General features: G+C 52.3%; 24 protein-coding genes. 13 read left to right on the top strand and 11 right to left on the bottom strand.

Annotation, left to right across the window (positions count from 1 at the left end; genetic code table 11):
* The first annotated feature begins 6 nt into the window (after nucleotides 1-6).
* Genes DDY07_RS22705 through DDY07_RS22690 form a run of 4 tightly spaced genes read left to right on the top strand, consistent with a single transcriptional unit; the run spans nucleotide 7 to nucleotide 4,270 of the window.
* Nucleotides 7-1,671 carry a formylmethanofuran dehydrogenase subunit A gene (locus DDY07_RS22705; RefSeq protein ID WP_171697556.1) on the top strand — a complete coding sequence of 555 codons (1,665 nt, stop codon included), beginning with the start codon at nucleotides 7-9 and terminating at the stop codon, nucleotides 1,669-1,671.
* Nucleotides 1,668-2,564, top strand: a complete 897-nt coding sequence (gene fhcD / locus DDY07_RS22700) for a formylmethanofuran--tetrahydromethanopterin N-formyltransferase (protein ID WP_171697555.1) — start codon at nucleotides 1,668-1,670, stop codon at nucleotides 2,562-2,564. The genes DDY07_RS22705 and fhcD overlap by 4 nt, the downstream gene beginning before the upstream one ends.
* A complete protein-coding gene (locus DDY07_RS22695) occupies nucleotides 2,561-3,373 on the top strand; it encodes a formylmethanofuran dehydrogenase subunit C (RefSeq protein WP_171697554.1) in 813 nt (270 codons plus the stop codon). The genes fhcD and DDY07_RS22695 overlap by 4 nt, the downstream gene beginning before the upstream one ends.
* A gap of 45 nt (nucleotides 3,374-3,418) precedes the next feature.
* Nucleotides 3,419-4,270, top strand: coding sequence for a radical SAM protein (locus DDY07_RS22690; protein ID WP_171697553.1), 852 nt, complete (start codon nucleotides 3,419-3,421; stop codon nucleotides 4,268-4,270).
* Here the strand turns inward: DDY07_RS22690 and DDY07_RS22685 are convergent.
* From DDY07_RS22685 to DDY07_RS22675, 3 genes are all read right to left on the bottom strand, one after another.
* Nucleotides 4,267-4,521, bottom strand: coding sequence for a hypothetical protein (locus DDY07_RS22685; protein WP_171697552.1), 255 nt, complete (start codon nucleotides 4,519-4,521; stop codon nucleotides 4,267-4,269). The genes DDY07_RS22690 and DDY07_RS22685 overlap by 4 nt on opposite strands.
* 112 nt (nucleotides 4,522-4,633) lie before the next feature.
* Nucleotides 4,634-5,557, bottom strand: coding sequence for a hypothetical protein (locus DDY07_RS22680; protein ID WP_033159149.1), 924 nt, complete (start codon nucleotides 5,555-5,557; stop codon nucleotides 4,634-4,636).
* Between the two features lie 136 nt (nucleotides 5,558-5,693).
* Nucleotides 5,694-5,897 carry a cold-shock protein gene (locus DDY07_RS22675; protein WP_020483379.1) on the bottom strand — a complete coding sequence of 68 codons (204 nt, stop codon included), beginning with the start codon at nucleotides 5,895-5,897 and terminating at the stop codon, nucleotides 5,694-5,696.
* A 292-nt stretch (nucleotides 5,898-6,189) separates the two neighbouring features.
* Here DDY07_RS22675 and clpB point away from each other — a divergent pair, with 292 nt between their 5' ends.
* Both clpB and DDY07_RS22665 read left to right on the top strand, forming a co-directional pair.
* Complete coding sequence (gene clpB / locus DDY07_RS22670) at nucleotides 6,190-8,763, top strand: ATP-dependent chaperone ClpB (protein WP_171697551.1); 2,574 nt, start codon at nucleotides 6,190-6,192, stop codon at nucleotides 8,761-8,763.
* A gap of 355 nt (nucleotides 8,764-9,118) precedes the next feature.
* On the top strand, nucleotides 9,119-10,015 hold the full coding sequence (locus tag DDY07_RS22665) for a choice-of-anchor A family protein (protein WP_171697550.1): 897 nt from the start codon (nucleotides 9,119-9,121) through the stop codon (nucleotides 10,013-10,015).
* 108 nt (nucleotides 10,016-10,123) lie between these two features.
* On the opposite strand, the gene DDY07_RS22660 is transcribed toward DDY07_RS22665, so the two are convergent.
* The 3 genes from DDY07_RS22660 to rpsT form a co-directional block, all read right to left on the bottom strand.
* Nucleotides 10,124-10,522 (bottom strand): ankyrin repeat domain-containing protein, encoded by a 399-nt coding sequence (locus DDY07_RS22660; RefSeq protein WP_171697549.1) that lies wholly within the window; start codon nucleotides 10,520-10,522, stop codon nucleotides 10,124-10,126.
* A 114-nt stretch (nucleotides 10,523-10,636) separates the two neighbouring features.
* Nucleotides 10,637-11,653, bottom strand: coding sequence for a Gfo/Idh/MocA family protein (locus tag DDY07_RS22655; protein ID WP_171697548.1), 1,017 nt, complete (start codon nucleotides 11,651-11,653; stop codon nucleotides 10,637-10,639).
* A 229-nt stretch (nucleotides 11,654-11,882) separates the two neighbouring features.
* Nucleotides 11,883-12,146, bottom strand: coding sequence for a 30S ribosomal protein S20 (gene rpsT / locus DDY07_RS22650; RefSeq protein ID WP_020483383.1), 264 nt, complete (start codon nucleotides 12,144-12,146; stop codon nucleotides 11,883-11,885).
* A gap of 102 nt (nucleotides 12,147-12,248) precedes the next feature.
* On the opposite strand from rpsT, the gene murJ reads away from it, so the two are divergent.
* The 4 genes from murJ (at nucleotide 12,249) to DDY07_RS22630 (ending at nucleotide 16,308) form a co-directional block, all read left to right on the top strand.
* The gene (murJ, locus tag DDY07_RS22645) at nucleotides 12,249-13,796 is read left to right on the top strand and encodes a murein biosynthesis integral membrane protein MurJ (RefSeq protein WP_171697547.1); all 1,548 of its coding nucleotides are present in this window, start codon (nucleotides 12,249-12,251) and stop codon (nucleotides 13,794-13,796) included.
* A gap of 85 nt (nucleotides 13,797-13,881) precedes the next feature.
* A complete protein-coding gene (proC, locus tag DDY07_RS22640; RefSeq protein WP_171697546.1) occupies nucleotides 13,882-14,709 on the top strand; it encodes a pyrroline-5-carboxylate reductase in 828 nt (275 codons plus the stop codon).
* The gene (locus tag DDY07_RS22635) at nucleotides 14,709-15,284 is read left to right on the top strand and encodes a YggT family protein (RefSeq protein WP_171697545.1); all 576 of its coding nucleotides are present in this window, start codon (nucleotides 14,709-14,711) and stop codon (nucleotides 15,282-15,284) included. Before proC ends, DDY07_RS22635 begins: the two co-directional genes overlap by 1 nt.
* A gap of 19 nt (nucleotides 15,285-15,303) precedes the next feature.
* Entirely contained in the window at nucleotides 15,304-16,308 is a 1,005-nt protein-coding gene (locus DDY07_RS22630) for a DUF4124 domain-containing protein (RefSeq protein ID WP_253734580.1), read from the top strand.
* Here the strand turns inward: DDY07_RS22630 and argB are convergent.
* Genes argB through coaBC form a run of 4 tightly spaced genes read right to left on the bottom strand, consistent with a single transcriptional unit; the run spans nucleotide 16,291 to nucleotide 21,388 of the window.
* A complete protein-coding gene (gene argB / locus DDY07_RS22625) occupies nucleotides 16,291-17,184 on the bottom strand; it encodes an acetylglutamate kinase (protein WP_033159176.1) in 894 nt (297 codons plus the stop codon). The genes DDY07_RS22630 and argB overlap by 18 nt on opposite strands.
* 12 nt (nucleotides 17,185-17,196) lie before the next feature.
* The gene (locus DDY07_RS24215; protein ID WP_171697544.1) at nucleotides 17,197-19,734 is read right to left on the bottom strand and encodes a phosphomannomutase/phosphoglucomutase; all 2,538 of its coding nucleotides are present in this window, start codon (nucleotides 19,732-19,734) and stop codon (nucleotides 17,197-17,199) included.
* A gap of 15 nt (nucleotides 19,735-19,749) precedes the next feature.
* Nucleotides 19,750-20,205 carry a dUTP diphosphatase gene (gene dut / locus DDY07_RS22615; protein ID WP_171697543.1) on the bottom strand — a complete coding sequence of 152 codons (456 nt, stop codon included), beginning with the start codon at nucleotides 20,203-20,205 and terminating at the stop codon, nucleotides 19,750-19,752.
* The gene (gene coaBC / locus DDY07_RS22610; protein WP_171697542.1) at nucleotides 20,177-21,388 is read right to left on the bottom strand and encodes a bifunctional phosphopantothenoylcysteine decarboxylase/phosphopantothenate--cysteine ligase CoaBC; all 1,212 of its coding nucleotides are present in this window, start codon (nucleotides 21,386-21,388) and stop codon (nucleotides 20,177-20,179) included. The genes dut and coaBC overlap by 29 nt, the downstream gene beginning before the upstream one ends.
* Before the next feature lie 285 nt (nucleotides 21,389-21,673).
* Between coaBC and DDY07_RS22605 the strand changes: the two genes are divergently transcribed.
* The 3 genes from DDY07_RS22605 (at nucleotide 21,674) to DDY07_RS22595 (ending at nucleotide 24,993) form a co-directional block, all read left to right on the top strand.
* A complete protein-coding gene (locus DDY07_RS22605) occupies nucleotides 21,674-22,561 on the top strand; it encodes an NF038132 family protein (protein ID WP_171697541.1) in 888 nt (295 codons plus the stop codon).
* 461 nt (nucleotides 22,562-23,022) lie between these two features.
* Nucleotides 23,023-23,880, top strand: coding sequence for a transglycosylase SLT domain-containing protein (locus DDY07_RS22600; protein ID WP_171697540.1), 858 nt, complete (start codon nucleotides 23,023-23,025; stop codon nucleotides 23,878-23,880).
* A 345-nt stretch (nucleotides 23,881-24,225) separates the two neighbouring features.
* On the top strand, nucleotides 24,226-24,993 hold the full coding sequence (locus DDY07_RS22595) for a GGDEF domain-containing protein (RefSeq protein ID WP_171697539.1): 768 nt from the start codon (nucleotides 24,226-24,228) through the stop codon (nucleotides 24,991-24,993).
* 15 nt (nucleotides 24,994-25,008) lie between these two features.
* Here the strand turns inward: DDY07_RS22595 and ppa are convergent, their stop codons facing one another.
* Nucleotides 25,009-25,554 carry an inorganic diphosphatase gene (ppa, locus tag DDY07_RS22590; protein ID WP_033159137.1) on the bottom strand — a complete coding sequence of 182 codons (546 nt, stop codon included), beginning with the start codon at nucleotides 25,552-25,554 and terminating at the stop codon, nucleotides 25,009-25,011.
* Nucleotides 25,555-25,564: the final 10 nt, after the last annotated feature.

The following is a 25,564-nucleotide window of genomic DNA, read 5'->3' as shown; positions in this document are numbered from 1 at the left end:
AAACACATGTTGATAAAACTTACAGGTGGAACCGTTTACGATCCGGCCAGCGGCATCGACGGCCAGCAACAAGACATTTACGTGCAGGACGGCCGCATTATCGATGCGCCTAAAGACGGCAGACCGGTTGACAAAGAATACGATTTGCGCGGCAAAGTAGTGATGTCGGGCGCCATCGACATGCACACCCACATCGGCGGCGGCAAAGGCAATATCGCCCGCACCCTGTTGCCGGAAGATCATCGCCAGGACCCAGTACACCGCACATCGATTACCCGTTCCGGTAACGGCCACGCGATGCCTAGCACCTATGTTGCGGGCTATCGCTATGCGGAAATGGGCTACACCGCCTGCTTCGAACCGGCGGTTTTACCGATCAACGCTCGCCAAGCACATATGGAAATGGGCGACACACCGATAGTCGACAAGGGCGGCTACGTGATGCTGGGCAGCGATGACTTTTTGCTGCGCATGATGACCGCCAACAAAGATCAAAAAGCCATCAATGATTACGTGGCCTGGACGCTAAACGCCGCCAAAGGCATCGGCATCAAGGTGGTCAATGCCGGCGGCATCAATGCGTTCAAATTCAACCAGCGCAAACTGGATTTGGACGAGAAGAACAGCCATTACGACGTCACGCCCCGACAAATCTTGCAAACCCTGGCCCGCGCGGTGAAAGAACTGGGTATTACCCATCCGCTGCATGTGCATGGCTGTAATCTTGGCGTACCCGGCAACCTGGAAACCACTTTGAACACCATTCAAGGCATCGACGGTTTACCAATGCACTTGACGCATATTCAATTCCACAGCTACGGCACCGAAGGCGATTTCAAATTCTCGTCCGGCGCTGCGCAAATTGCCGAAGCGATCAACAACAACAAAAATATCACCGCCGACGTCGGCCAGATTCTGTTCGGTCAAACAGTGACCGCCTCCGGCGATAACATGCGCCAACACGCCAACCACCGTTTCGCCAGCCCGAATAAATGGGTGTGCATGGACATCGAATGCGACGCCGGCTGCGGCGTGGTGCCGTTTAAATACAAGGACCAAAACTTCGTCAACGCCTTGCAATGGGCCATCGGTTTGGAAATCTTCCTGTTGGTCGAAGACCCTTGGCGAATCTTCCTGACCACCGACCACCCGAACGGCGCGCCATTCACCAGCTACCCGCATTTGATCCGCCTATTGATGGACCGCAGCTTCCGCAACGACATGCTGGCGACCATCCATCCGGAAGCGCAAAAAATGACCACGCTAGCCTCGATCGAGCGCGAATACACGTTAAACGAAATCGCCATCATGACCCGCGCCGGCGCGGCCCGCATCATCGGCCTAAAAGATCGTGGCGCCTTGAGTGCAGGCAACTGGGCCGACATCACCGTTTACACTGAAAACTCGGACCGCCAGACCATGTTCACCAAACCCGATTACGTGTTCAAGGACGGCGAACTGGTCGTTAAAGACGGCGAGGTGGTGAAAGTCACCTGGGGCACGACCCATATCGTCAAACCGGACTACGATCTATCCATCGAAAAAGACCTCAAACCTTATTTCGACAAATACCTGACCATGAAACTCGGCAACTTTAAAATCAGCGACGACGAAATTAGCGAAGACGGGCGCGGCAGTTTGACGGCACATCCGTTGCGAGGTGCAGCATGATCATTAACGGCGTAACCATCGACAAAACCTTTGCGGAAGCGTTTCCGATGAAGGCCACGCGGGCTATCATCACCGCCCAAAACGAAAAATGGGCGATGATTTCCGCACAAGCGATGACCGGCTTTGCGACTTCGGTAATTGCCTGCGGCTGCGAGGCTGGCATCGAACGGATATTGAGTCCAGACGAGACTCCGGACGGACGCCCAGGCGTGGCCATCATGATTTATGCGATGGGCGGTAAAGGCTTGGCCAAGCAATTGGAAACCCGCGCCGGGCAATGCGTATTAACTTCACCGACTTCAGCCTTATTTGCCGGCATCGGAGGCGGCAAACCGATTCCGTTGGGTAAAAACCTACGCTACTTCGGCGACGGCTTCCAAATCGCCAAGAAAATCGGCGGCAAGCGTTACTGGCGGGTACCAGTCATGGACGGCGAGTTTCTCACCGAAGCCACCACCGGCATGGTGGACGCGGTCGGCGGCGGCAATTTTCTGGTATTGGCGGAATCGCAACCACAAGCCTTGGCGGCCTGCGAGGCGGCGATTGAAGAAATGCGCAAAATCCCCAATGTGATTATGCCCTTCCCCGGCGGCGTGGTGCGCTCGGGCTCCAAAGTTGGCTCAAAATACGCGTCATTGGGCGCATCAACAAACGATGCTTTTTGCCCGACTTTAAAAGGCGTGACCAAAACCGATTTGTCACCCGAAATCGAATCGGTGATGGAAATTGTCATCGACGGTTTGAGTAAGGAAGACATAGATAAAGCCATGCGCGTGGGCATTCAAGCAGTTTGCGATCTGGGCGCGGCCAACGGCATCAAGCGTATCAGTGCCGGCAATTACGGCGGCAAATTGGGCCCGTTCCACTTTCATTTGCAGGAGATCATGGCATGAGCGCGTTAACCTTTACCCTGAAACAGCCAACTGACCAGCGTATCGACATGTCGCCGCTGGTTTGTCAAAAGCTGCAAGGTTTGGACGTCGATGCCATTGGCGCCATCGAACTACAGAACGGCAAACGCCGGTTACGGGTTGATGAACTGTTCTACATCACCGGCATGAACACCCAAGAAATCATTATCGCCTATAGCAATAACAAGCTGGACTTCATTGGCAAGGAGTTGGACGGCGGCAGCATCAGCGTACAAGGCGATACCGGCGCTTATCTGGGCATGCAACTGAAATCCGGCACGATCAACGTCAGTGGCGATGCAGGCCTGTATGCTGCATGTGAAATGAAAAACGGCTTGATTCAAATCGAAGGCGATGCCGGCGATTTTCTGGGCGGGGCCCTACCCGGTAACAAGCAAGGCATGAAAGGCGGTACGGTGTTAGTGAAAGGTAATGTCGGCCAGCGTGCCGGTGACCATATGCGCCGAGGCCAGATTTTGATCGAAGGCAATGCCGGCGATTATTGCGGCTCGCGCATGCTGGCAGGCACTATCGCGGTGATGGGTAACACCGGCCGCTATCTGGGCTATGCGATGCGGCGCGGCACTTTGTTGCTATGGAATCAGCCGCAATTATCCGCGACCTTTAACGACTGCGGCTCACATACCCTGGCCTTCCTGCCTATATTGTTCGCATCGTTCAAATCCTTCAACTCCCGTTTTGCCGACAGTGGTGCGGCGTTTAACCGCGTGCAGCGTTACGGCGGCGATATGGCGGAAACCGGACGCGGCGAAGTGCTGGTCCGAATCTAACTCATGGCCGCGTAAACCAGTTACGGTTTGCGCGGCGCATTTCAAGTGAAACCGATACTCACCACCACCAATCACAACCGTAATGTCGCTGGCCTGAAATATGTTTACCCGGTCATCTCCCGCCGTGCGGGTGGTTTATCGATAGGTGTCAATTTCAATCCGAACAATGCCTGCAACTGGCGCTGTATTTACTGCCAAGTACCGCAGTTACAGCGCGGTAATGCGCCGAAAATGGATTTTGCCTTACTGGAGCAGGAACTGCGCTTCTTTTTAAATTACGTGCAACACGGCGATTTTTTTGAGCAATTTAACGTCGAAATCGATCACCGCGTTATCAAGGATATCGCCATTTCCGGCAACGGCGAACCGACCAGCTTAATAGATTTTGATAAAGCCGTGCATCTGATCGGCAAGATCGCCACGGAATCCGGCGTATTTCCAGCCAGCAAATTTGTATTGATCAGCAATGGCAGCTTGATACACCAATCGACAGTGCAAGCGGGCTTGGCGGAATTGAGCAGACACAACGGCGAATTATGGTTCAAGCTGGATAGCGCGACCGAACAGGGCCGCAAGTTGATCAACAGCACGGGCCAAAGTCAGCAAAAGTTATTGGAACGTCTAGAAATTGCCGCCAGCCTTTGTCCAACCAAACTACAAACCTGCATGTTGCATTATCGGCAAGCGTGGTCTGACAGCGAAAAACAGGCTTATTTAGCGCTTTTGCAGGAATTACAGTTTGACCAGATTAAACTGCAAGAAATTATGCTTTACAGCGTGGCCAGGCAATCGTTTCAAATGGAAGCGGACGAACTGGAAAGAATGAGTGTTGAAGAAATGAATGCGTTTGCCGCTGACATCAAAGCGCTGGGCTATGATGTCAGCGTTAGCCATTAGGCCGTCACGTCGAGAAGAGATCCGAGCGTTTTTTCATGAACCTTGATCATTTTGGCACCAGCCGAAGTTTCAAGCTCAGCTTCTTTCAAGCTCAGCACCGGCTTGAATAAGTCAGCCGAACCGACATCTTTTGAGCCGCCGACTTCCTGAGCTTGCACCGGCAAATTTGCAATCGTTTGCGCGGCGGTACTGGCTTTTTGCTGAGCATTACTGATCAGACTGGTTGCGCTATTCATTACATTGCTAATCATGGTACACCTCCTGCAAATCGAGATTGCATCATACCGCTCCGGTTATCGGCTTGCCAAGCACGGAACTTTAACTTCTCTACAGTGTTTTGCATACCCAGTCACACTTACGTAACTATTTGTCTTTCTTGACTATTTTTACGTAGATATCTTTCAGAAATGGCAGGCCTTGGCTCTGAAATTTCGACCAGCCGTAAACACCGACTTGCTTCAGTAACTCAGCTAATTTTTTCGCCGCCGCCTCTCCGCCAACCTGCTTAAACTTGGCTTCTACTATTGTGCTCCACTGCACTCTGGGCTGACCGTCAGCGTCCAGGAATACCCTGTCAAACAGCCACATTTCCGCGACGGACACCGTCCACATAAACGCAAACGACACCGCCATACCGCCGCCCGCCACAATCACTAGCCAGGCGAACATCGGGTTCAGCTTCGTCAACCACCACGACAAAATATCCACCAGCAAAAACATATAGGGCATACCGATCGCAATACATTTGTACTTGATGGTACTGGTTTCCGAAAAACTGAAAATCAAGCCGACAAACATGAAAATAAAACTGATGCCGAACAAGTGAATATGTGACACCCGCGTCAGCGAACTGAAGGTCGCGCCTTCGTCTTCCTTGGTCAATTCCTTCAACACTTTAAAATCGCTCAAATCCGGGACCGGTGCGTCTTTGTTGTGACACATCACACACCGTTCCTGAATGATTTTTTCGATACCATCGTCGATAAAATCGTCCTTGTCGGCACCATCGCGTACCCATTGGATAATGGCGAACCGTTCCTGTTCGGATGCATTCTCCTTCATGGACCCGTTCAGCTTGGTTTCCAGCACGGTTCCCGAACGATTGCCGTAATAACTGTAAACAATGTCGTCTATCGACAGGCCAAACTTGCCGTCAGCCATACCATGAGTAAACAGAATTTGGATCAAAGCCATCAGATAGCCAACCGCCACGGTAGTCAAATAGCCGGTAAACAGCACTTTGACTGGGGTATCCATTTGTTTTAAAGAAGAAAATTCGCGTGCCATAGTCAGTTACGCCGGTTTGGAAGGGATGGCTGCATTATAGCTTGGTTATATTGTCCTCGACCGAAAAATCCATTTTGTAGCAGGCATAAAAAAGGCCCTTGCAAGCAAGAGCCTTTTTACCCGTAACCGTTAACGCTTATCTGGGCAGGACGTTCGCGGCAGTCAAACCTTTAGGACCGGATTCGATATCGAACTGAACCGACTGGCCTGGAGACAAGGTTTTAAAACCTTCGCCCTTAATTACGGAATGATGCACAAACACATCTTCCTTGCCTTCGGAAGGCTCGATAAATCCAAACCCTTTGGTGTTGTTGAACCACTTTACAGTGCCTGTTGCCATTTCTAAAACTCCTACAAAATAAAACTAATGGTTACGCAGACCGACAATATTGACAACCGGACCTGCTGACTAGCAAAGGCCATAATCCCTCAACATCTGTTATCTGAGCGCGAGCATTGTACTTTGAATCATTTATCAAGGCTACCAACGATGTCCATCTCAAGCCACCAATCAGTAGCAATAATTTCACCCGAAAAATAGTGGAATTATCCACCAGCCCTCGCTTGAAAAGCGTTACGTAGCGCCCCATCTCTGCGGCAACACAATTTATATCCCAAATGAGGTACGCAGCATGCGAATGGATAAATTAACCAGTAAATTTCAACAGGCGCTCAGCGACGCGCAAAGCATGGCCCTAGGCAAGGACCACCAGTTCATCGAGCCGGTGCACGTAATGTTGGCGTTGATCGATCAGGAAGGCGGCAGTATCAAACCGTTACTGATGCAGGTTGGCATTCAGGTCAACGCCTTGCGCAATGAGTTAAACAAAGAGATTGATCGTCTGGCCAGCGTCTCCGGCGCCGGCGGCGATGTGCAGATTTCCAACGAATTGTCGCGGATGTTGAATCTGACCGACAAACTGGCGCAGAAACGTAAAGATGCGTTCATCTCCAGCGAACTATTTTTGCTGGCAGCCCTGGAGGCCAGCGGCTCCTTACAAAAAATCCTCAAGCAAGCAGGCGTCACCGCTTCGGCCGTGGAAAAAGCCATCGAAAACATGCGCGGCGGCCAGAACGTCAACGATGCCAACGCCGAAGATCAACGCCAGGCCTTGAAAAAATACACCATCAACCTGACCGAACGTGCCGAGCAAGGCAAACTCGACCCAGTGATCGGCCGCGACGACGAAATCCGCCGCACCATCCAGGTCTTACAACGCCGCACCAAAAACAACCCGGTATTGATCGGCGAACCCGGCGTCGGTAAAACTGCCATTGTCGAGGGTCTGGCGCAGCGCATCGTTAACGGCGAAGTGCCGGAAGGTATCAAAGGTAAGCAGCTATTGTCCCTAGATATGGCTGCGCTAATCGCCGGCGCCAAGTTTCGCGGCGAGTTTGAGGAGCGTCTGAAAGCCGTACTTAATGACGTTGCCAAACAGGAAGGCCAGATCATCTTGTTTATCGACGAGCTGCACACCATGGTCGGCGCCGGCAAAGCCGAAGGTGCGATGGATGCCGGCAATATGCTGAAACCGGCGCTGGCTCGCGGCGAACTGCATTGCGTCGGCGCCACTACCCTGGACGAATATCGGCAATACATCGAGAAAGACGCCGCATTGGAACGCCGTTTTCAAAAAGTACTGGTCGACGAACCGAGCGTCGAAGACACCATCGCCATCTTGCGCGGCTTGAAAGAACGTTACGAAATCCACCACAGCGTCGACATCACCGACCCGGCCATCGTTGCCGCCGCCATGCTGTCGCACCGCTATATTTCTGATCGGCAATTGCCGGACAAAGCCATCGACTTGATCGACGAAGCCGCCAGCCGGATCCGGATGGAAATGGACTCCAAACCGGAATCGATGGATAAACTTGACAGGCGTTTGATTCAATTGAAAATCGAACGCGAGGCCATGAAAAACGAAAGCGACGCGGCCTCAAAAAAGCGCCTGGAAATCCTGCAAGTGGAAATCGCCGACTTGGAAAAAGAATATTCCGATTTGGAAGAAATCTGGAAAGCCGAGAAAGCGGCATTGCAAGGCACTGCAACGATCAAGGAACGCCTGGAACATGCCCGCCTGGAACTGGAAGCGGCCCGCCGCAGCCAGGATTACGCGCGCATGTCCGAGCTGCAATACGGCGACATACCCAAACTGGAGAAAGAACTGGACTTGGCTTCGCAAGCAGAAATGCAGGAAACCACCCTGCTGCGCAGCAAGGTCACGGAAGAAGAAATCGCCGAAGTGGTTTCGAAATGGACCGGCATTCCAGTCTCGAAAATGATGGAAGGTGAGCGCGAAAAATTGCTGCGCATGGAAGAAGAGCTGGGCAAACGGGTAATCGGCCAAACCGAAGCCCTGAAAGCCGTCAGCAACGCCATTCGCCGCTCCCGCGCGGGTCTGTCCGATCCGAACCGGCCCAACGGTTCCTTCCTGTTCCTCGGCCCAACCGGCGTGGGTAAAACCGAATTGTGCAAGGCACTGGCGGAATTCATGTTCGACACCGAGGAAGCAATGGTGCGCATCGACATGTCGGAGTTCATGGAGAAACATTCCGTGGCCCGTTTGATCGGCGCACCTCCCGGCTATGTCGGTTATGAAGAAGGCGGCTACCTAACTGAGGCCGTGCGCCGGAAACCCTACTCGGTCATCCTGCTTGACGAAATCGAGAAAGCCCATAACGACGTCTTTAACGTATTGCTGCAAGTGCTTGACGACGGCCGTTTGACGGATGGACAGGGTCGCACCGTCGACTTTAAAAACACCGTGGTGGTAATGACCTCCAACCTGGGCTCCAGCGTGATCCAGGAACTGGCGGGCGAAGACAACTATGTCGAAATGAAAGATGCGGTGATGGAGATTGTAGCTCAGCAGTTCCGGCCGGAATTCATCAATCGGGTCGATGAAGCAGTGGTCTTCCATCCGCTCGGCCAGGGCCAAATCCGCGCCATCTGTAAAATTCAGATCGAATTGTTGCGCCGTCGCCTGCAGGAAAAAGACATTGGCATGGAGGTTAGCGAAACCGCGCTGGATTTACTCGGCGAAGCCGGCTTCGATCCGGTTTATGGCGCGCGGCCTTTGAAACGGGCGATACAACGGCAATTGGAAAATCCGCTGGCTAATGAGATTTTGTCAGGACGCTTCATCCCTGGGGACTCGATCAAAATCGATGTCGCAAATGACGGATTGACATTTAGCCAATAAAAACGGCTTCGAATAAGCTGCCGGGTTAGCAGTTTGCTAACCCGGCAGTCACCTGTACCAACGGCCGTATCACCCGAAATTCAAATCAGATAGAATGGTCGCCGGAAGTGCATGGTTTATCGCCGCAATCCGGGATAAGCGACTATTAACGGCTCGTCACTTAATGTAGGTCTCGAATCGGTAAAAGCCAACTTCCCCGGTCGATCAACGGCGTGGTCACGTATTTATCGCCACGCTCTTGTTTGAACCGTCGGTTTTGCTTACGACATTTCCGCATAGGAACGGATATTGTCGACACATTATCAATTTAAGGCATCCCGCCATCATACTTATTCAAGGTTAAAGGAAAATGCGTTTGTCACACACTATAGCAACTACCAGTTTATTATTGGCTGCCGCCATCTCTCCAGCCCATGCAGCCTTGGTAGGGCCGGCCAGCGACTACAATGTTTTCGTATTCGGCAACTTCATCAGCTCAAATTCCGATACAGAGGGCAACTTGGCTGCCGGCGGCAATATTACATTGGCCAACTATTCGGTGGCCTCGCAAATCAGTGGCAACGCAGCCCGTTTGGTCGTAAACGGCACGCTAACCGCCAACAACGGCGGTGTAGGCAACGGTCAGAACGGCAGCATCTATGCAGGCGGCACCCTGCTAAGCAGCTTTACCGCCAATGGCGGCGTCTTCGCGCAAACATTGGTGGATTTTTCCGGTGCGCAAACCCAATATCAAAATATCTCGAACGCCTGGAACGCTTTGACCGCCAACGGCAGTGTCGGCAACAATTACGGCACGCTGAATTTGACCGGCAACAATAGCGAACTCAACGTGTTTGACATAGACGGCGCCGAACTGACCGCCAGCAATACGATCAACATCAGCGCTCCCAGCAACTCCACCGTGTTGATCAATGTCAGCGGCACCGGCCAAGTCTTTCAAAACGGCCAAGTCAATCTTAACGGCATAGACGCCACACACGTCATCTACAATTTCTATGACGCAACGTCGCTAACGTTAGCGGGCAGCAAGAACCCTCAAGGCTCGATTCTAGCACCCTGGGCCAACGTATTCGGCGGTTACGGGCAATTGAACGGCCAATTGGTTGCTCAGTCGTTTAACGGCAATATCGAATTCCATAACCAGTTGTTCGCCAGCAATATTGCCGCAGTGCCCGTACCAGCGGCGATTTGGTTGTTTGGCTCAGCCTTAGGTATTTTGGGAATCAACGGCCGAAAAAAACTCGCGCGTTAAGTCTCCGCGTGGCTCCCTCTAGCTATTCTGAGGGAGTCGCGCCTTTCCGTTCTTGTTGAAAAATCCTGGCATGCCCATCAATCACTCAAATCTGAGCGTACATGGCCGCTATTCCTTCGCCCCGGCTCGAAGCAGCATATTCGCAATTTCCCGATGACCTCGGGCTCTCGCAAACTGTAGCGCATTGGCTGTCGGCTTGGCGCCGTTCGCCAATAGCAGTTCCACCATTTCCGTCCGCCCTCTACCGGCCGCCAACCCCAAAGCGGCACTATCGCCAGCGTTGATATCCATTCCCGCATCCAGAAATAATCGCACCGCCGCCATATCGCCCGCTCCAGCCGAGGTCGCGAATTGCTGTTCCGTGTATTCGACACCCATTTGCTGCAAATCTTTCCGGGCTTGTACCACGTCAACGGCGCATACAGAACCCACTTGAAGAACACTCAGCATCACGCCGATACGTAAGGCATCACGCCGAACAATTTTGGATAATATTTTCTCGCTCATCGACAAGCTCCTGATGCCGCAAACTCAAATGAATTAAACGCGAACGAGGCTCAAAGACATGGCCTTTTTGCAGAGTTTGACAGCACTCGCTCAGACGTCCTCGCCTTGTTGCCATTAAATTTCGACGACCCGACCTTCCGCCGCCGATTGCAATGCGGCCACTATCGTTCTGCAATTGTCGCGGGCGTCGGCTAGGGACAACTGCGGCCCCTGACCACTCAACACGCAATTGCTGAAATGTTCAATCTCCAGACGGAAGTGATTGGAAGCCGGCAAGCGCTCTTCGGACTGGCGACCGTCCTCGGTCCACCAAGAAATCACCGGGACATCACCGGGCAATTGCCAAACCACATGACATTTGATACCCCCTTGGGTACCGATGATTTCGTATTCGCAGCGCCGAGCCCGTTCAAAGCTGAAATCGAAATGTGCGAATTTGCCTTCGCCGAAATCCAGCACGCCGCTAGTGGCGATGTCGGCGCCGCTTTCCACGTATTTGGACAACGCCGTTACCCGGCAAGGGGATTGCTGAAAAAACATTCGCAGCGAATGAATTGCATAGCAGCCAATATCCCACATCGCACCACCACCATGCGAAACATCGTCGGCTAAACGATACATCCGGGCCGGGCGCATCATGAACGAATAACTGGCACGTACTGATCGAATTTCACCTATCAGTCCGGAACCGATCAACTCCAATACTCGGGTATGTTGCGGATGGAAACGATACATAAAGCCTTCCATCACGGTCACCCCGTAACGGCGAGCTGCGGTTTCAATCGCATCTATATCGGCAACCGTCAGCGCCATCGGTTTTTCGCACAGCACATGCTTGCGATGTTCGATGGCACGTAAGGTCCATTCAGCGTGTTCATGATTCGCCATCGGCAAATAAATGGCTTGTACGTCATCGTCGTTGAGCAGAGAATCTAAATTGTCGTAACTCTGTATCTCAGGATGGCAGGGGGCATATTTAGCCAACGTTTGCGCCGCAGCCCCGGGACGGCGGCTGGCGATACCAATCAGTTCGGCATTGGATGCTTCGACTATTGCCGGCAATAAGCGTTCGTTGATGCGGGCCGCGCCGAGAATGCCCCAACGCAGTTTGGCTTGGTCTTGGTTATTCATGACAGTACCTTAGACTGATGAGCTGAAAGCTATCAGATTAGCAGCATGTCCACGCGCCGCAAGCAACTTATTCCAAATAAGTTGCTTGAAAGCTAACAACCTTTGATTATCGGAAAGATTAGGAACCAGAGCATCTGGTATCTGCGCGAGATAAAACCGCCGCGCATAAAAAAGGCCCAAGCAACATCTGTTGCATAGGCCTTGCTGATCTATCGAATTTGCGTCGAGATCAAGCCATTGCGCGCAGTCTGTCGTTTAGTCTGCTTTTGCTGCGAGCGGCTTTATTTTTGTGGATCAGGCCTTTGTTAACAGCCGAATCGATTACAGGAACAGCGGTTTTAAACGCGGCTTGAGCTTGCTCTTTATCGCCTGCTCTAACAGCGGCGATCACTTTTTTTACGAAAGTGCGTAAGTTGCTGCGCTGTCCGGCATTGCGAATACGGCTTTTCTCAGCCTGACGCGCTCTTTTTCTAGCTTGTGGTGAATTAGCCATAGTCTATCAGTTCTTTTGAGTTAATCTGGAACCGCGTATTATCATTTTGGATGTTATGATTGTCAAATTTTTAGTGTTTCCAAACTCAATCTGAGGCCTGCAGTGAGCAAGCAGCTGTTTAAATCCACCGCAATCGTTAGCAGTATGACCATGATTTCGCGGATCATGGGTTTTGTAAGAGACATGCTATTTGCCAACATTTTTGGCGTTAACGCGGCAACCGATGCGTTTTTCGTGGCCTTCAGGATTCCGAACTTTCTACGCCGCTTGTTCATGGAAGGCGCGTTCGCCCAAGCTTTTGTACCAGCCCTGTCCGATTATAACGAAAAAGACAGCGAGGAAGGTTTGCAACTGTTTATCGACCGCACCGCCGGCACCTTGGCAGTCTTGTTGGTGTTATTCACAGTGGCGGGCGTCATTGCAGCGCCGTTGCTGATCCTGCTTTTTGCACCCGGCTTTCTGTGGGAAGGCGGCCAGTACGAACTGGCTGTGCAAATGCTGCGCATCACCTTCCCGTATTTGTTCTTCGTTACGCTGGTTGCATTCTCCGGCGCGATTTTGAACGCACGTGGCAAATTCGCCATTCCGGCACTGACTCCGGTATTTCTGAACATTTGCATGATAGGCGCTGCAATCTGGATTTCGCCGTTAATGGCCGAACCGATTATGGCTTTAGCGTGGGGCGTATTTGGCGCCGGCGTAGTGCAACTGTTATTTCAAATCCCTGCACTGATAAGGCTCGGCTTGCTACCCAGGCCTCGCTGGGGCTACCAAGACCCAGCGGTGCAACACATGCTCAAGCAGATGCTCCCCGCCATTTTTGGGGTCTCCGTGGTGCAAGTCAATTTACTGTTCGGCACTCTGGTAGCCTCATTTTTAACTTCGGGTAGCGTTTCTTGGCTGTACTACTCCGATAGACTGGTGGAGTTTCCGCTCGGAATTTTGGGTGTAGCGCTGGCGACAGTCATTTTGCCGAGATTGTCCGAGAACCATGCCGCTGAAGATGCCCTGGCCTTTTCCAAAGCGTTGGACTGGGGCTTGAAACTGGTGTTACTGATCGGCCTGCCTGCTACCCTGGGCTTAACATTACTAGCCGAACCCTTGTTATCAACGCTGTTTCAATATAATGAATTCGGCAGTGACGATGTGCGGATGGCAGGCAAAAGCCTGATGGCTTATGCGCTAGGCTTACTGGCCTTTATGTTGATCAAGATCTTGGTTCCAGGCTTCACTTCCCGCCAGGATACGCAAACGCCGATGCGTTTTGGTATGCATTCCATCGTCGCGAATATCATATTGGGTGTTCTGCTGGCATTTCCCTTCGCGCATATGGGCATCGCCCTGGCAACTACCTTGTCTGCTTACCTGAACGCGCTCCTGCTATTGTTGACGTTGTTAAAAACCCGCATTTACCAGCCTAGCGAGCAATGGCTAATATTCATACTACGGGTTGTGGTGGCCAACGCAGTGATGTCGGCGTTTTTATATTATTTTGTCGACGTGACGCTTTGGCTCGATTGGAGCGCGTCGCAACGAGGCCTGCACCTGGGGATAACAATCGGCTCGGCAATCTTGATTTATAGTTCGGCGCTGATACTGTTAGGTATCCGCCCCCGGCATATCGGCTTGCAAAAATCCGTAACGACTTGAGATTCTCTGCGACGCCACCATTGTCATGTAGAATGCATCGCGAAAAGCGGTTTCCGTAACAATTCAACAGACTAATCAGTAAGCTATGAAAACAAAAACAATCGGTTTTATTGGTGGCGGCAATATGGCAACCAGTCTAATCAGCGGCTTGATTGCCAGCGGCCATTCACCGCAGCAGATCTGGGTGTCGGATACCACGCCCGCCACGTTGCAGGCTCACACCGATCAACTTCATGTCAATACTACCGCCAACAACGAGACAGTCATTAACGAAGTCGAAGTCGTGGTGCTGGCAGTTAAACCGCAAATATTGCGCGATGTTGCTTTGCAAATCGCTCCCAACCTGAAACAAAAGAATGTACTGGTCGTATCGATTGCCGCCGGCATTTCCCAACAAAGCCTGTCTAAGTGGCTAGGTAGCGAGGTCGCTATCGTGCGCTGCATGCCAAACACACCGGCACTGGTGCAAACCGGTGCAACCGCATTGCACGCCAACGCCAATGTTGATGACGAACAAAAAGATCTGGCCGAAAATATTTTACGCGCTGTCGGTTTGGCCCTGTGGGTCAACGACGAAAACCAACTTGACGCGGTGACCGCCGTCTCCGGCAGCGGACCGGCCTATTTCTTCCTGCTGATGGAAGCGATGGAAAAAGCCGCCCTGGAATTGGGCCTGGACGAACGTTCCGCCAGACTGCTGATACAACAAACCGCGCTGGGCGCCGCGAAAATTGCTTTGGAATCGGCCGAATCGCCGGCCCAATTGCGCGCCAGAGTTACCTCGCCGGGGGGCACCACTCAACAAGCCATAGAAACATTTATGCAAAACGGTTTTGTCGAACTGGTTGCCAAAGCCTTGCATGCCGCCAATGACCGTTCCATTGAAATGTCAAAACAACTAGGAGCCGACTAATGGGCAGCAATTACATGACCGACCCGATAGTGTTCCTAATCGATACGCTGTTTTCTTTGTATATTCTAGCGGTGGCATTACGCTTCTTGTTGCAATGGACCCAGGCCGATTTTTACAACCCAGTATCGCAATTTCTGGTGAAAATCACCCATCCGCCACTAAGGATCATGCGCCGTTTCATCCCGTCTATCGGCCGCATCGATAGCTCTTCTCTGGTACTGGCCTTGTTGCTGCAAATAATCGCCAACTTCTCGATACTGGCTATTAAAGGCTTGTCCGTGAGTTTTGTGGCTTTGACGTTATTGTCGTTTACCGACTTGCTGAAAATGCTGATCGATATTTTCGTTTACGCCATTTTTGCCGGCGCCATCCTCAGTTGGTTCGCCCCCGGCAGCTACGGCTCCGCCTCATCGATTTTGTACAGTTTGACTGATCCGCTGCTGAACGTGTGTCGCAAGGTTTTACCCGACCTGGGCGGGATAGATTTATCGCCGCTGGTGGCGCTGGTATTGTTGCAACTGGCAAAAATGATGATTTTGCCGCCCTTGCATCAATTGGTCAGCCTACTGGGCTAGGCCTCTAGCCAGTATTGCCATGCGACATGCCCCCTTCAAACGAACCTCATTTGTCGCTCTAGCTTTGCTATGTGCATTGGGTCAGCCGGCATATGCCAAAAAAATGTATCGTTGGGTGGATGAAAACGGTAACGTCTATTTCTCCGACCAAGTACCGCCGGATCAGGTAAAGCACAAACGGGAAACATTAAGCGAGAAAGCCCGCGTGCTCGATGTGCTTGAAAAAGCCAAAACCGCCGAACAAATAGCCCAGCAAAAGCGGCTGGATGCGCTACGCAAGGAACAGGAAAAGATCATTGCCAGGCAAAACGCCAACGACAAAGTCCTGCTGAGCACTTTTCGTAACATTGATGATATGAATAAAGCCTTGAGCAATAAAATGGCATCCTTCGATGCCGGGCAAAAAGTGATTGAAGGCAATATCGAACGCATTCAACTGCAATTGCAGCAGCAACAGCAACAAGCCGCCAATCTTGAGCGCGGCGGCAGCAAGATACCGCCGAAATTACTGGCGGATATTGCCGCCAGCAAACAACAGATAGAAGCGGGCAAACAAGAGCTTTTGCGTCACCAACAAGACAGACAAAACAGCGAAAAAGAATTCAAAGCCGACATAGCGCGCTTTCAATTCCTCACCCAAGCCAACAACAACGACGGAAAACCGGTCAACGGCGATAGTTTAGCGGCCAGTAACGCCAGCAACGAGTTAGGTCTGTTTGTTTGCCAGGACGCCGGGCAATGCGAAAAAGCCTGGAAAGTCGCCGGCGAGTTTGTCGCGACTCACTCCACCACCGGCCAAGACGTGGAAAGCGAGAAGCTGATCATGCGCGCGGCACCGCAGAAAGACGACGATTTAAGCCTGTCGGTATCGCTACTGGAGCGTAACAACACTTTGCAGATATTTCTGGATATTCGCTGCCGCCAATCCAGCCTGGGCAACGAATTATGTTCAGGAGCAAAGGCACAAAGTATTCGCCAAGCCTTTGCACCATTCATTCAATCCAGCTTAGCGGCGCAACAATAAGGTACCGACGCCCTGATCGGTGAACAGCTCCAGCAACACCGCGTGCTCGACCCGCCCGTCGATGATATGCACACTGGTCACACCGCCCTTCAACGCATCAGTGCCGCAGCGGGTTTTCGGAATCATCCCCCCGGAAATCGTGCCATCGGCAATCAGATTATCAATATCGGTCAAGGTCAGACCGGTCAGCAAATTGCCCTGTCTGTCCATAATGCCGGGGATGTTGGTCAACAGCATCAGCTTTTCAGCTTTTAACACTTCGGCAACCTTACCGGCCACCAAATCCGCATTGATATTGTAGGAATGTCCGTCCTTACCCACGCCAATCGGCGCGATCACCGGAATAAAATCGCTGTTACCCAACATTTCCACCACCGCCGGATCGATACTGCTGACTTCGCCGACATGGCCCAGATCAATGATTTCCGGAGCATCGTCCAGCGTCGCGCCGGCCTTGGTCATGTTGATTTTACGGGCATGAATGAAATTGCCGTCCTTACCGGTCAGACCTACCGCCTTGCCACCCTGCATATTGATCATATTCACGATCTCTTTGTTTACCAGACCGCCCAACACCATTTCCACCACATCCATGGTTTCGCTGTCGGTTACGCGCATGCCGTCGATAAACTCCGAGGTTTTACCCAGGCGTTTTAACAAGTCGCCGATTTGCGGCCCGCCGCCATGCACGACGATAGGATTAATACCTACCAGCTTCATCAACACGATGTCGCGGGCGAAGCTGTGTTTCAACGCATCATCGACCATCGCATTGCCGCCGAATTTAATCACAACGGTTTTGCCCTTGAATTTTTGAATATACGGCAAGGCTTCGATAAGAACGTGGGCAATCTGGTGCGCGGTTTTTTCTTTCATAATCACTAACAATTAAAAAGGTAGTTTGATATCGGGTTTGATTTGCAGCATCAGCTGCCTGAATTGAGCTTGAATACGTTGCATCGCATCCTGGCTATCCGCTTCAAAACGCACGGTTAGAACCGGTGTGGTATTAGAGGCTCTGACCAGGCCCCAGCCGTCGGCAAATTCGACGCGCATGCCGTCGATATTGATGATCTTGCCGTCCTTAAACTTGGCCTGGCTGAATAGCTGTTCCACGAAGCGGATGCCTTCGCCTTCTGCCATCGGCACATGCAGCTCCGGTGTATTGATACTATCCGGCAGTTCGGCAAATACGTCGCTACTGCTACGCATATCAGCAGACAGAATTTCAATCAGCCGCGCCGCCGCGTATAGGGCGTCGTCGAAACCAAACCAACGGTCGTTAAAGAAAATATGTCCACTCATCTCACCGGCCAGCGCCGCCGTAGTTTCCTTGAGTTTGGCTTTCATCAGCGAATGGCCGCTTTTCCACATCAACGGCCGACCGCCGCGTTTGACGATTTGATCGTGTAAATGCCGGGAGCATTTCACGTCGTAAATGATCTCCGCTCCCGGTTTATTGGCCAAGACATCGCGGGCATACAGCATCATTTGCCGATCCGGCCAAATAATTTTGCCGCCGGAATCGACCACGCCGATTCGGTCGCCGTCGCCATCAAAGGCGACGCCTATATCAGCTTCGTAATGCTGTACGGCCTTAATCAGATCGCCCAGATTTTCCGGCTTGCTGGGATCGGGATGATGATTGGGAAAATTGCCGTCAATCTCGCAATACAACTCGATCACTTCGCAACCCATGGTACGTAACAGAATGGGAGCCAACTGCCCGGCGGCACCATTGCCGCAATCGACAGCCACTTTCATCGGTCTAACCAAATGCACATCGTCGGAAATCATGCCGATATATTCGTTGCTGAATAGGCTATTCAGCTCGATGGAACCCGGCGTGCCTTCGCTAAAATCACCGGCCTCAATGCGTTTTTTTAATTGTTGAATCTTGTCGCCGGATAAAGTTTCACCGTTCAAAACCAGTTTCAGGCCATTATAGTCGGCCGGGTTGTGGCTACCGGTAATCATCACACCACTACGGCCTTCGCTGTGCTGGGTGACAAAATACAGCAGCGGCGTCGGCACCAGGCCAATGTTTAATACATCGCAACCGGCTTCGGTAATGCCTTTTGCCAACGCATCCGCCAAGCCGGGGCTGGATAGCCGGCCGTCCCTGCCCATCACAATAGTCTTGATATTTAGCTGCCTGGCTTCGCTGCCCAAAGCCCGGCCGATATTGCGCACCGTTTCCGGCGTCAAGCCGCGCCCGACAATGCCGCGAATATCATAAGTACGGAAAATATCTGCAAAAGACTCGCCTGCCGTCGGCGCAACGCTCGGCATCGCCACGGGCGCCGATTTCTCGGCGGGAGCAACCGCACTAAGCGGCGCCTGCTCGGCCATGCTGATCGGCGCCGTGCCCAAACTGACCGGCACACTGGCATAGTGTTCGGCGGTTTTAGGCGACTCTTCAATAAAATCGATGTCGAACGACTCGTCGAAAAAGTCGAATTCACCCGACTCTTCAGGTACTTTACTCGGGCTTTTTTCTTGCTCCAGGATGCGTTTAAACTGCGCCAAAGTCGAAATAATCGGCCGCATTTCATCGAGTTGCACCGGATAGTGGCCAACTTGCTTGCCGGTCATCATGTCCTTGGCGGCCTTTAAAATACTGCTTTGGTCATGATGCAGATAATCGGCCAATTTGCGATAACCGATAAAAAACGCCAAGCAACCCAATAAAGCGGGGATCAAGATAATGCAGGAAAATAAAATGATGTCGTCGGTACTGGTGCCGCCACCTATGGAAAGCTCCAACGACCACCGGCTGTTAGTCAGCGGCATCACTTGCGGCTCCTCCGCCTTCAATTCCTGCATGCCGACACTAGCCAATACCGCCTGCTCTTGCTTAATCTCCACATAACCGTTGCCGACAGTAGTCTTGCTAATCAGCTGTTGCAATAAATCCGGCTTTAAACTAACCAAAATCACGCCGATTACCTGCTGGTTTTGACTGACCGCAGCCGTCATTGCCAAATGCCGATGCTCGCCTTCACCTTGCACGAAGGGCTTTTGCTTGGCGGTCAGCGTGGCGCGCACCATTTCCAAATCGGCAAAGCCCATATTCGGCACTTGGCTAAGATCCGGCTCGCTGACCGTCGCCGGCAACAAGCGCACACGTAGCGCTTGTGGAATCGTATTCTGTAGCCTGGCAGCGACATTATCCAAGGTCGCTGGATTGTGGCTATCGCTGGCAAGTGCCGCCACCACATCCGGCGCCTGCGCCAGACCGTCGATGACCCGCTGCAAGGTTTCGATCTGGCTGACGATGCTGACTGTCATGCCGCTGGCAATGGCCGTGGTACTGGTTTGCTGGGTTTCCCTGACCTGGGCCGCGGAAAACCAATAGGCGCCGCCACCGGCCAATAACACCATCAGCGCCGCGATGCCCGCTACTATGCTAAATATGCGTCCCATCCGTCGCGACTCCGCTTAGTGCCGGCCGCTGTGTCCAAAACCGCCGCTGCCGCGATGGCTTTCGTCGAAATCGGCGACGCACTCAAACTCGGCCTGCACCACCGGCACAAACACCATTTGCGCGATGCGTTCACCTATCTCGACGGTAAATGCGCTATTGCCACGATTCCAGCAGGAGATAAACACCTGCCCCTGGTAATCAGAATCGATCAAACCCACCAAATTACCCAGCACGATGCCGTGCTTGTGCCCCAGGCCCGAGCGCGGCAGCAATACCGCCGCCAAATGCGGATCGTCGATATGAATGGCTAGGCCGGTAGGTATCAGGGCCGTTTCGCCCGGCTGCAAGGTCAAGGCCTGATCCAGACAGGCGCGCAAATCCAGCCCCGCAGAGCCTTGGGTAGCGTAGGCGGGCAAAGCAATCTCCCGGCCCAGACGCGGATCAAGAATTTTTAACTGGATTTTTTTCATGGAATTTCTCGGCTATCAGTTTAAGCAGCTGCGCGGCTAAGGTATGTTTATCGGTCATCGGCAGGATTTGTTGACCTCCCGACCAAAATACTTGCAAGGCGTTGCGATCACTCTCGAAACCGCCTTCAACCTGCCCGACCCAATTCGCGGCGATCAGGTCCAGGTGTTTGCTTTGCAGCTTGTGTTTGGCGTAATTTTCCAGATCGTCGGTTTCCGCGGCGAATCCCACAACCAAGGGTTTTGGTTGCAGTTCAGCCACCGCGGCAATGATGTCCGGATTTTTTACCAAGGCTATATTGCTGGTGTCGCCAGCCTTTTTTATCTTGCTATCAGCCAGCTGTTGCGGCCGGTAATCCGCTACCGCCGCCGCACCAATGTAAATATCTGCAATCCGGCTATGCATCATCACTGCATCATACATTTGCAAGGCGGTTTCCACTGGAATAAGTTTGGCGCCGGCCGGCGCGGCTAAGTTGACCGGGCCACTCACCAGTGTCACTTTGGCGCCGGCTGATAGGGCTGCGGTCGCCAAGGCATAACCCATTTTGCCCGAACTGCGGTTAGTGATGTACCGCACCGGATCAAGCGGCTCTCGCGTCGGTCCGGCACTGATGACTAGGTTAATGCCCGACAGAAAACCGGGCTGCTCAGGCGCCAGCAGTTGCCGGCAAATCTCGGCCGGCTCGACCATGCGCCCCAAGCCTTGCTCGCCGCAGGCCTGCTCGCCAGCGGCCGGGCCGATACAATGCACACCATGGCTTTGCAGCCTGACAACGTTCTCTTGGGTTACCGGTTTACCCCACATTGCCTGGTTCATCGCCGGCGCGACCCATACTGGGCACTCGGCCGCAAGATACAAGGTAGATAGCAAATCATCCGCCAAACCATGCGCCATTTTCGCCAAGGTATCGGCGGTCGCCGGCGCAATCAGCAATAGATCTGCCCAGCGTGCCAAATGGATATGGCTCATGGCCTGTTCCTGCTCGACATCCAGCAAATCGCCATGTACGGCATGACCGCTCAAGGCCTGAAAGGTCAGCGGCGTAACAAACTGGCGGGCTGCTGCGGTCATCACTACGCGAACTTCATGGCCTTGCTTCCGCAACAAGCGCACCAGCTCCGCCGCTTTATAAGCCGCGATACCGCCGCAAACCCCCAACAAAATTCGCTTGTTAATGTTCATGCCCCCAAAAGATCAGTTCTTGGAATTATGGCAAACTCGACCTTTGATGTATAGGAACAGCTTATTTTGCAAGCAGTCCGCGCCGCCAAAGCTTAAACCTTAGATTCTAAAGTTGCTTTGCTGAAAACCGACCTCCTGCATTGAACCTTTTTGCCGCCACATGGAATACACCGCGAAATAAGTTTCGCCGACGAACCAGGCAAACAGCACGATCTAATGAGATTGGTGCGGCTTATTCATTAAAACCCTGAGCCTTATCCATACACAGAATAAAAAGGTAAAATCATGAAAATTACGCGCACTCCCCTCATCGCCCTCAGTTTAAGCGGGGCGCTTGTGCTACCTACCGCGCAAGCTGCCAATATTTCCTTAAGCAATAACACCTGGACGGCAAGCGGCGCAGCTGGGCTGATTTACGGGGACAATACGGTCAATAACTCACCGACTGGAAACGCTCAGTTCGGTTACGTGTCGACATCCGGCGGTGTTTATGGTGTTTCGCCTTTGGTTCTGAGGGATGAAGGACGCGGCACCGAGAACCAAACCAATGGCTCGAAAATTCAATCGAATGCTTTCAGTGCCAATGCGAATGACACGCTGACTTTGCAATTCAATTACATTTCAACCGATGGCCGTGGTTATGACGACTACGCCTGGGCGCGCTTGGTCAATGCGGATACCCACAACACTGCCGCTTGGTTGTTTACAGCCCGCAGCACCAATTCCGCCACCGGTAATGTCGTGCCCGGTAACGTGTTGGATCGTCAGGTAGATAACAACTTACCGGATGAGCTCGATGCGGTATTGAATGACGGTAACACCATTGGCTTTGCTGCGGCTGGCACAAGCTGGATACCGTTGGGTGGTTCAAGCGGCATTTGCTGGGATAACGCCAACACCTGTGGCCCGACCGGCTGGATTAAGTCCGCTTACTCGTTCACCGCAACCGGATCGTATTTTCTCGAGTTTGGGGTGATCAACTGGGGCGACGAAGCGTTTGATACCGCACTTGCTTTTGATTTTGGCGGGCTACAGCAAGTGAATTTCAGCGGTGTCACAATAGTGCCGCCACCCGCGACGGTGCCTCTACCTGGCGGCTTCCTGCTGATGTCTTTGGGCATGGGCTTAGTCAGCGCAATTTCTCGTAGGAGCAAATTTGCCGGCCAATCCTGAAAATTCTGCGGCAAGTCATCTTGATAAGAAATCAGGGGATGATTTTGTCTGTTCTGTACTAATGAAAACCGCGAGCCAAACCAGGCTCCGCGCCGGCAGATCCGCCACAACCACATCAAAAACAACAGTTTAAATCGCCGTAAAATTAACCCTGTGATATATTCGCGCCAGACTTACCTGCCCATATGGGCAATATAGCCTCAGCAAAACAGGCGGTATAGTGCGGACAACCTTGAAGCAGTTCCGGTAAAGCTAACACCCTCAGCGGCCCCGGAACTATTTCAAGGTTTGCCAACATCCTGCGGGATGCAATCAAGCGCAATTGCACGGAAACTCGGCCATATGGGCGATCAAGCACTTGCAATGTATACGGTAGCTGGAAGCTTGGAGGATTGACGCTTCAATCCTTGTCCGGCCGGGTTTAGAAGAGCCTAGTCTCAGCAATACAGAACGAGAATTTTATGAACTTGAAACGCCAATCGCTACTTGCCCTGTGCTTGAGCCTCACCACCCAAATCGCTAATGCTCAGGACGTAGCGCCGGTTAATCTGGAACAAATCCGCAAGACCGCTGCCGATTTCGAACACGGCCGCACTGTCAAACAAGATTACCATCAAGCTTTTGATATGTACTGCAAGGCCGCGCTGCAAGGCGATGCCGAATCGGCTTACAGCATCGGCTTTATGTATTTCAACGGCCGCGGCGTGGCTCGTAGCATTCCGCTGGCCAGTCACTGGTTTAAACAAGCGGCGGAACACGGCGATAGTCACGCCAAGCAAATGCTGACCCGTTTCGGCGATGTCACACCCAGTGACGACCCCGCCTGCCAACCACCGACTCCGGAACCCGAAGTGAAGCTGGTCGCTGATCCCAATCCTAACCGCGAACGGGTAGAGGCTTGGGTAAAAGAAATTGCCCCCATTTACAGCATCGATCCGCAACTGATCATGGCGGTGATTCAGGCCGAATCGGCTTTCAACCCCAGCGCGCTATCCGGTAAAAATGCCCAAGGCCTGATGCAACTCATTCCGGAAACCGCCGAGCGTTTTGGGGTAAAAGACAGCTGGAATCCGATCCAAAACATCAAAGGCGGCACCGCTTATCTACACTGGCTGCTAAGACATTTCGAAGGTAAAGTCGATTTAGTGCTGGCCGCTTATAACGCCGGTGAAGGCGCGGTAGAACGTTATCAAGGTATCCCGCCCTATCAAGAAACCCGCAATTACGTAAAACAAATTTTGGCGGCATATCAAAAACCGACCCACCCAGTACCGCCGCAAGAACTGCAAAAAAACCTGGTTATCGAACAAAAAACCTAAGTTACCGTCAATTCTCCGCAGCTATCCAAGCCTGGGAATACGGTATTTCGTAATATTGACGAAATACCGTCTGCATTTAGCCCCCATATCCCGCATTATCCAGCCCCTCTTCCATTTTTTCATTCCTGCCAAACTCCTTCAACAACAGGCAGTTACCCAACAACAGCTTTAAAGCCCGCGCGTCTGGCACAAGAATTGATCCAGTTAAGCCAACAAACCTCGGTTAACGAGATTTCCGGCCACTCAATTCATATGGGTTATTGTCATGAAAGTTGATAATTCGATCTTCTCTAGCGCAGTGCTGACTGCCATCGATTCAGCCACTGACTTAATGGAGGCGCTGTGATGGATAACCGAATCAGACTCCAACACCATAGATATACTGTTGTATCGCCCATCGTCGCCCAGCACTGGCTTAACCAAACACCGGTATGCGAAAGCGACAGCGAATGCTGTCAATTGAATCAATCCCGAGCCGAGCTTGCCGCATTGGAACGCGCCCTGGCTATTAGCCAACAACAGCTGGCCGATGCCCGCCGACAAATCGAATCACTGAATGCCACCCGCAAAACCTTGGAACAACAGTTACTGGAAAGTAACGAGAATTACAGGCAAGCGCTGCATTGCGCACACCACGACGAATTAACCGGTTTACCGAATCGAGTTTTATTACTGGATAGACTGCAACAGGCCATGGCCCAAGCGGATCGTCAGCAACGGCCAGTCGCACTATTGTTTATCGATCTGGACGAATTCAAAAACATCAACGACGAACTCGGCCACGCGGCCGGCGACCAATTACTGAAAGAAGTGGCGGAACGCTTGTCGGCTTGTCTGCGCTACGGCGACACCGCTTGCCGTTACGGCGGCGACGAATTTTTGGTGTTGTTGGGTGAAGTCGATGCTGATCACAGCGTAGCGGCGGTGATAGAAAAAATTCAGTCCCAGCTGGCAGAAACTTGCAGCATTGCGGGCAAGCCGGTTGCTATCAGTGCCAGCATAGGCGCGGCCATCTATCACCACGACGGACAAAGCAGTCTTGACCTACTAAACCGAGCCGATAGCGCGATGTACCGTGCGAAAAAACTGAAATTATCCCAAACGAACAGCTAACCAAAGTACAACGGATTAGCGACGGCTGCTATGCGACGTTTTATAGCGGCCGACACTATCCAGAATTTCCTGCCGCGCATCTTCAAGGCCACCCCAACCTTCCACACAGACCCATTTGCCTTCTTCCAGATCTTTGTAGTGTTGGAAAAAATGGGTGATCTTGGCCAACTTGTCCGGTTGCAAATCCTTGTAATCGTTGACGTGATTGTAAAACGGCGTCAAGCGCGGCACAGGTACCGCCAACAGCTTGGGATCAGGGCCGGCTTCGTCTATCATTTTCAACACACCTACCGGCCGGCAATTGATCACGCAACCGCTTAGCAAAGGTGCCGGAGTGATGATCATCACGTCCACCGGATCGCCGTCTTCCGACAAAGTTTGCGGAATGTAGCCGTAATTGCAGGGATATTGCATGGCGGTGCCCATGAAGCGGTCCACCGTCAGAGCGCCGGTATGTTTATCCACCTCGTATTTGACCGGATCGCTGAATGCGGGAATCTCGACCACCACATTTATTTCAAACGGAATATTGCCACCCGCAGCAACTTGCATGAATGACATCGAATCCTCT

The organism is Methylomonas sp. ZR1, from assembly GCF_013141865.1.
GTDB lineage: Bacteria > Pseudomonadota > Gammaproteobacteria > Methylococcales > Methylomonadaceae > Methylomonas.
Note: the sequence above shows the minus strand (reverse complement) of the source record. Positions and strands in the feature narration are given on the sequence as shown.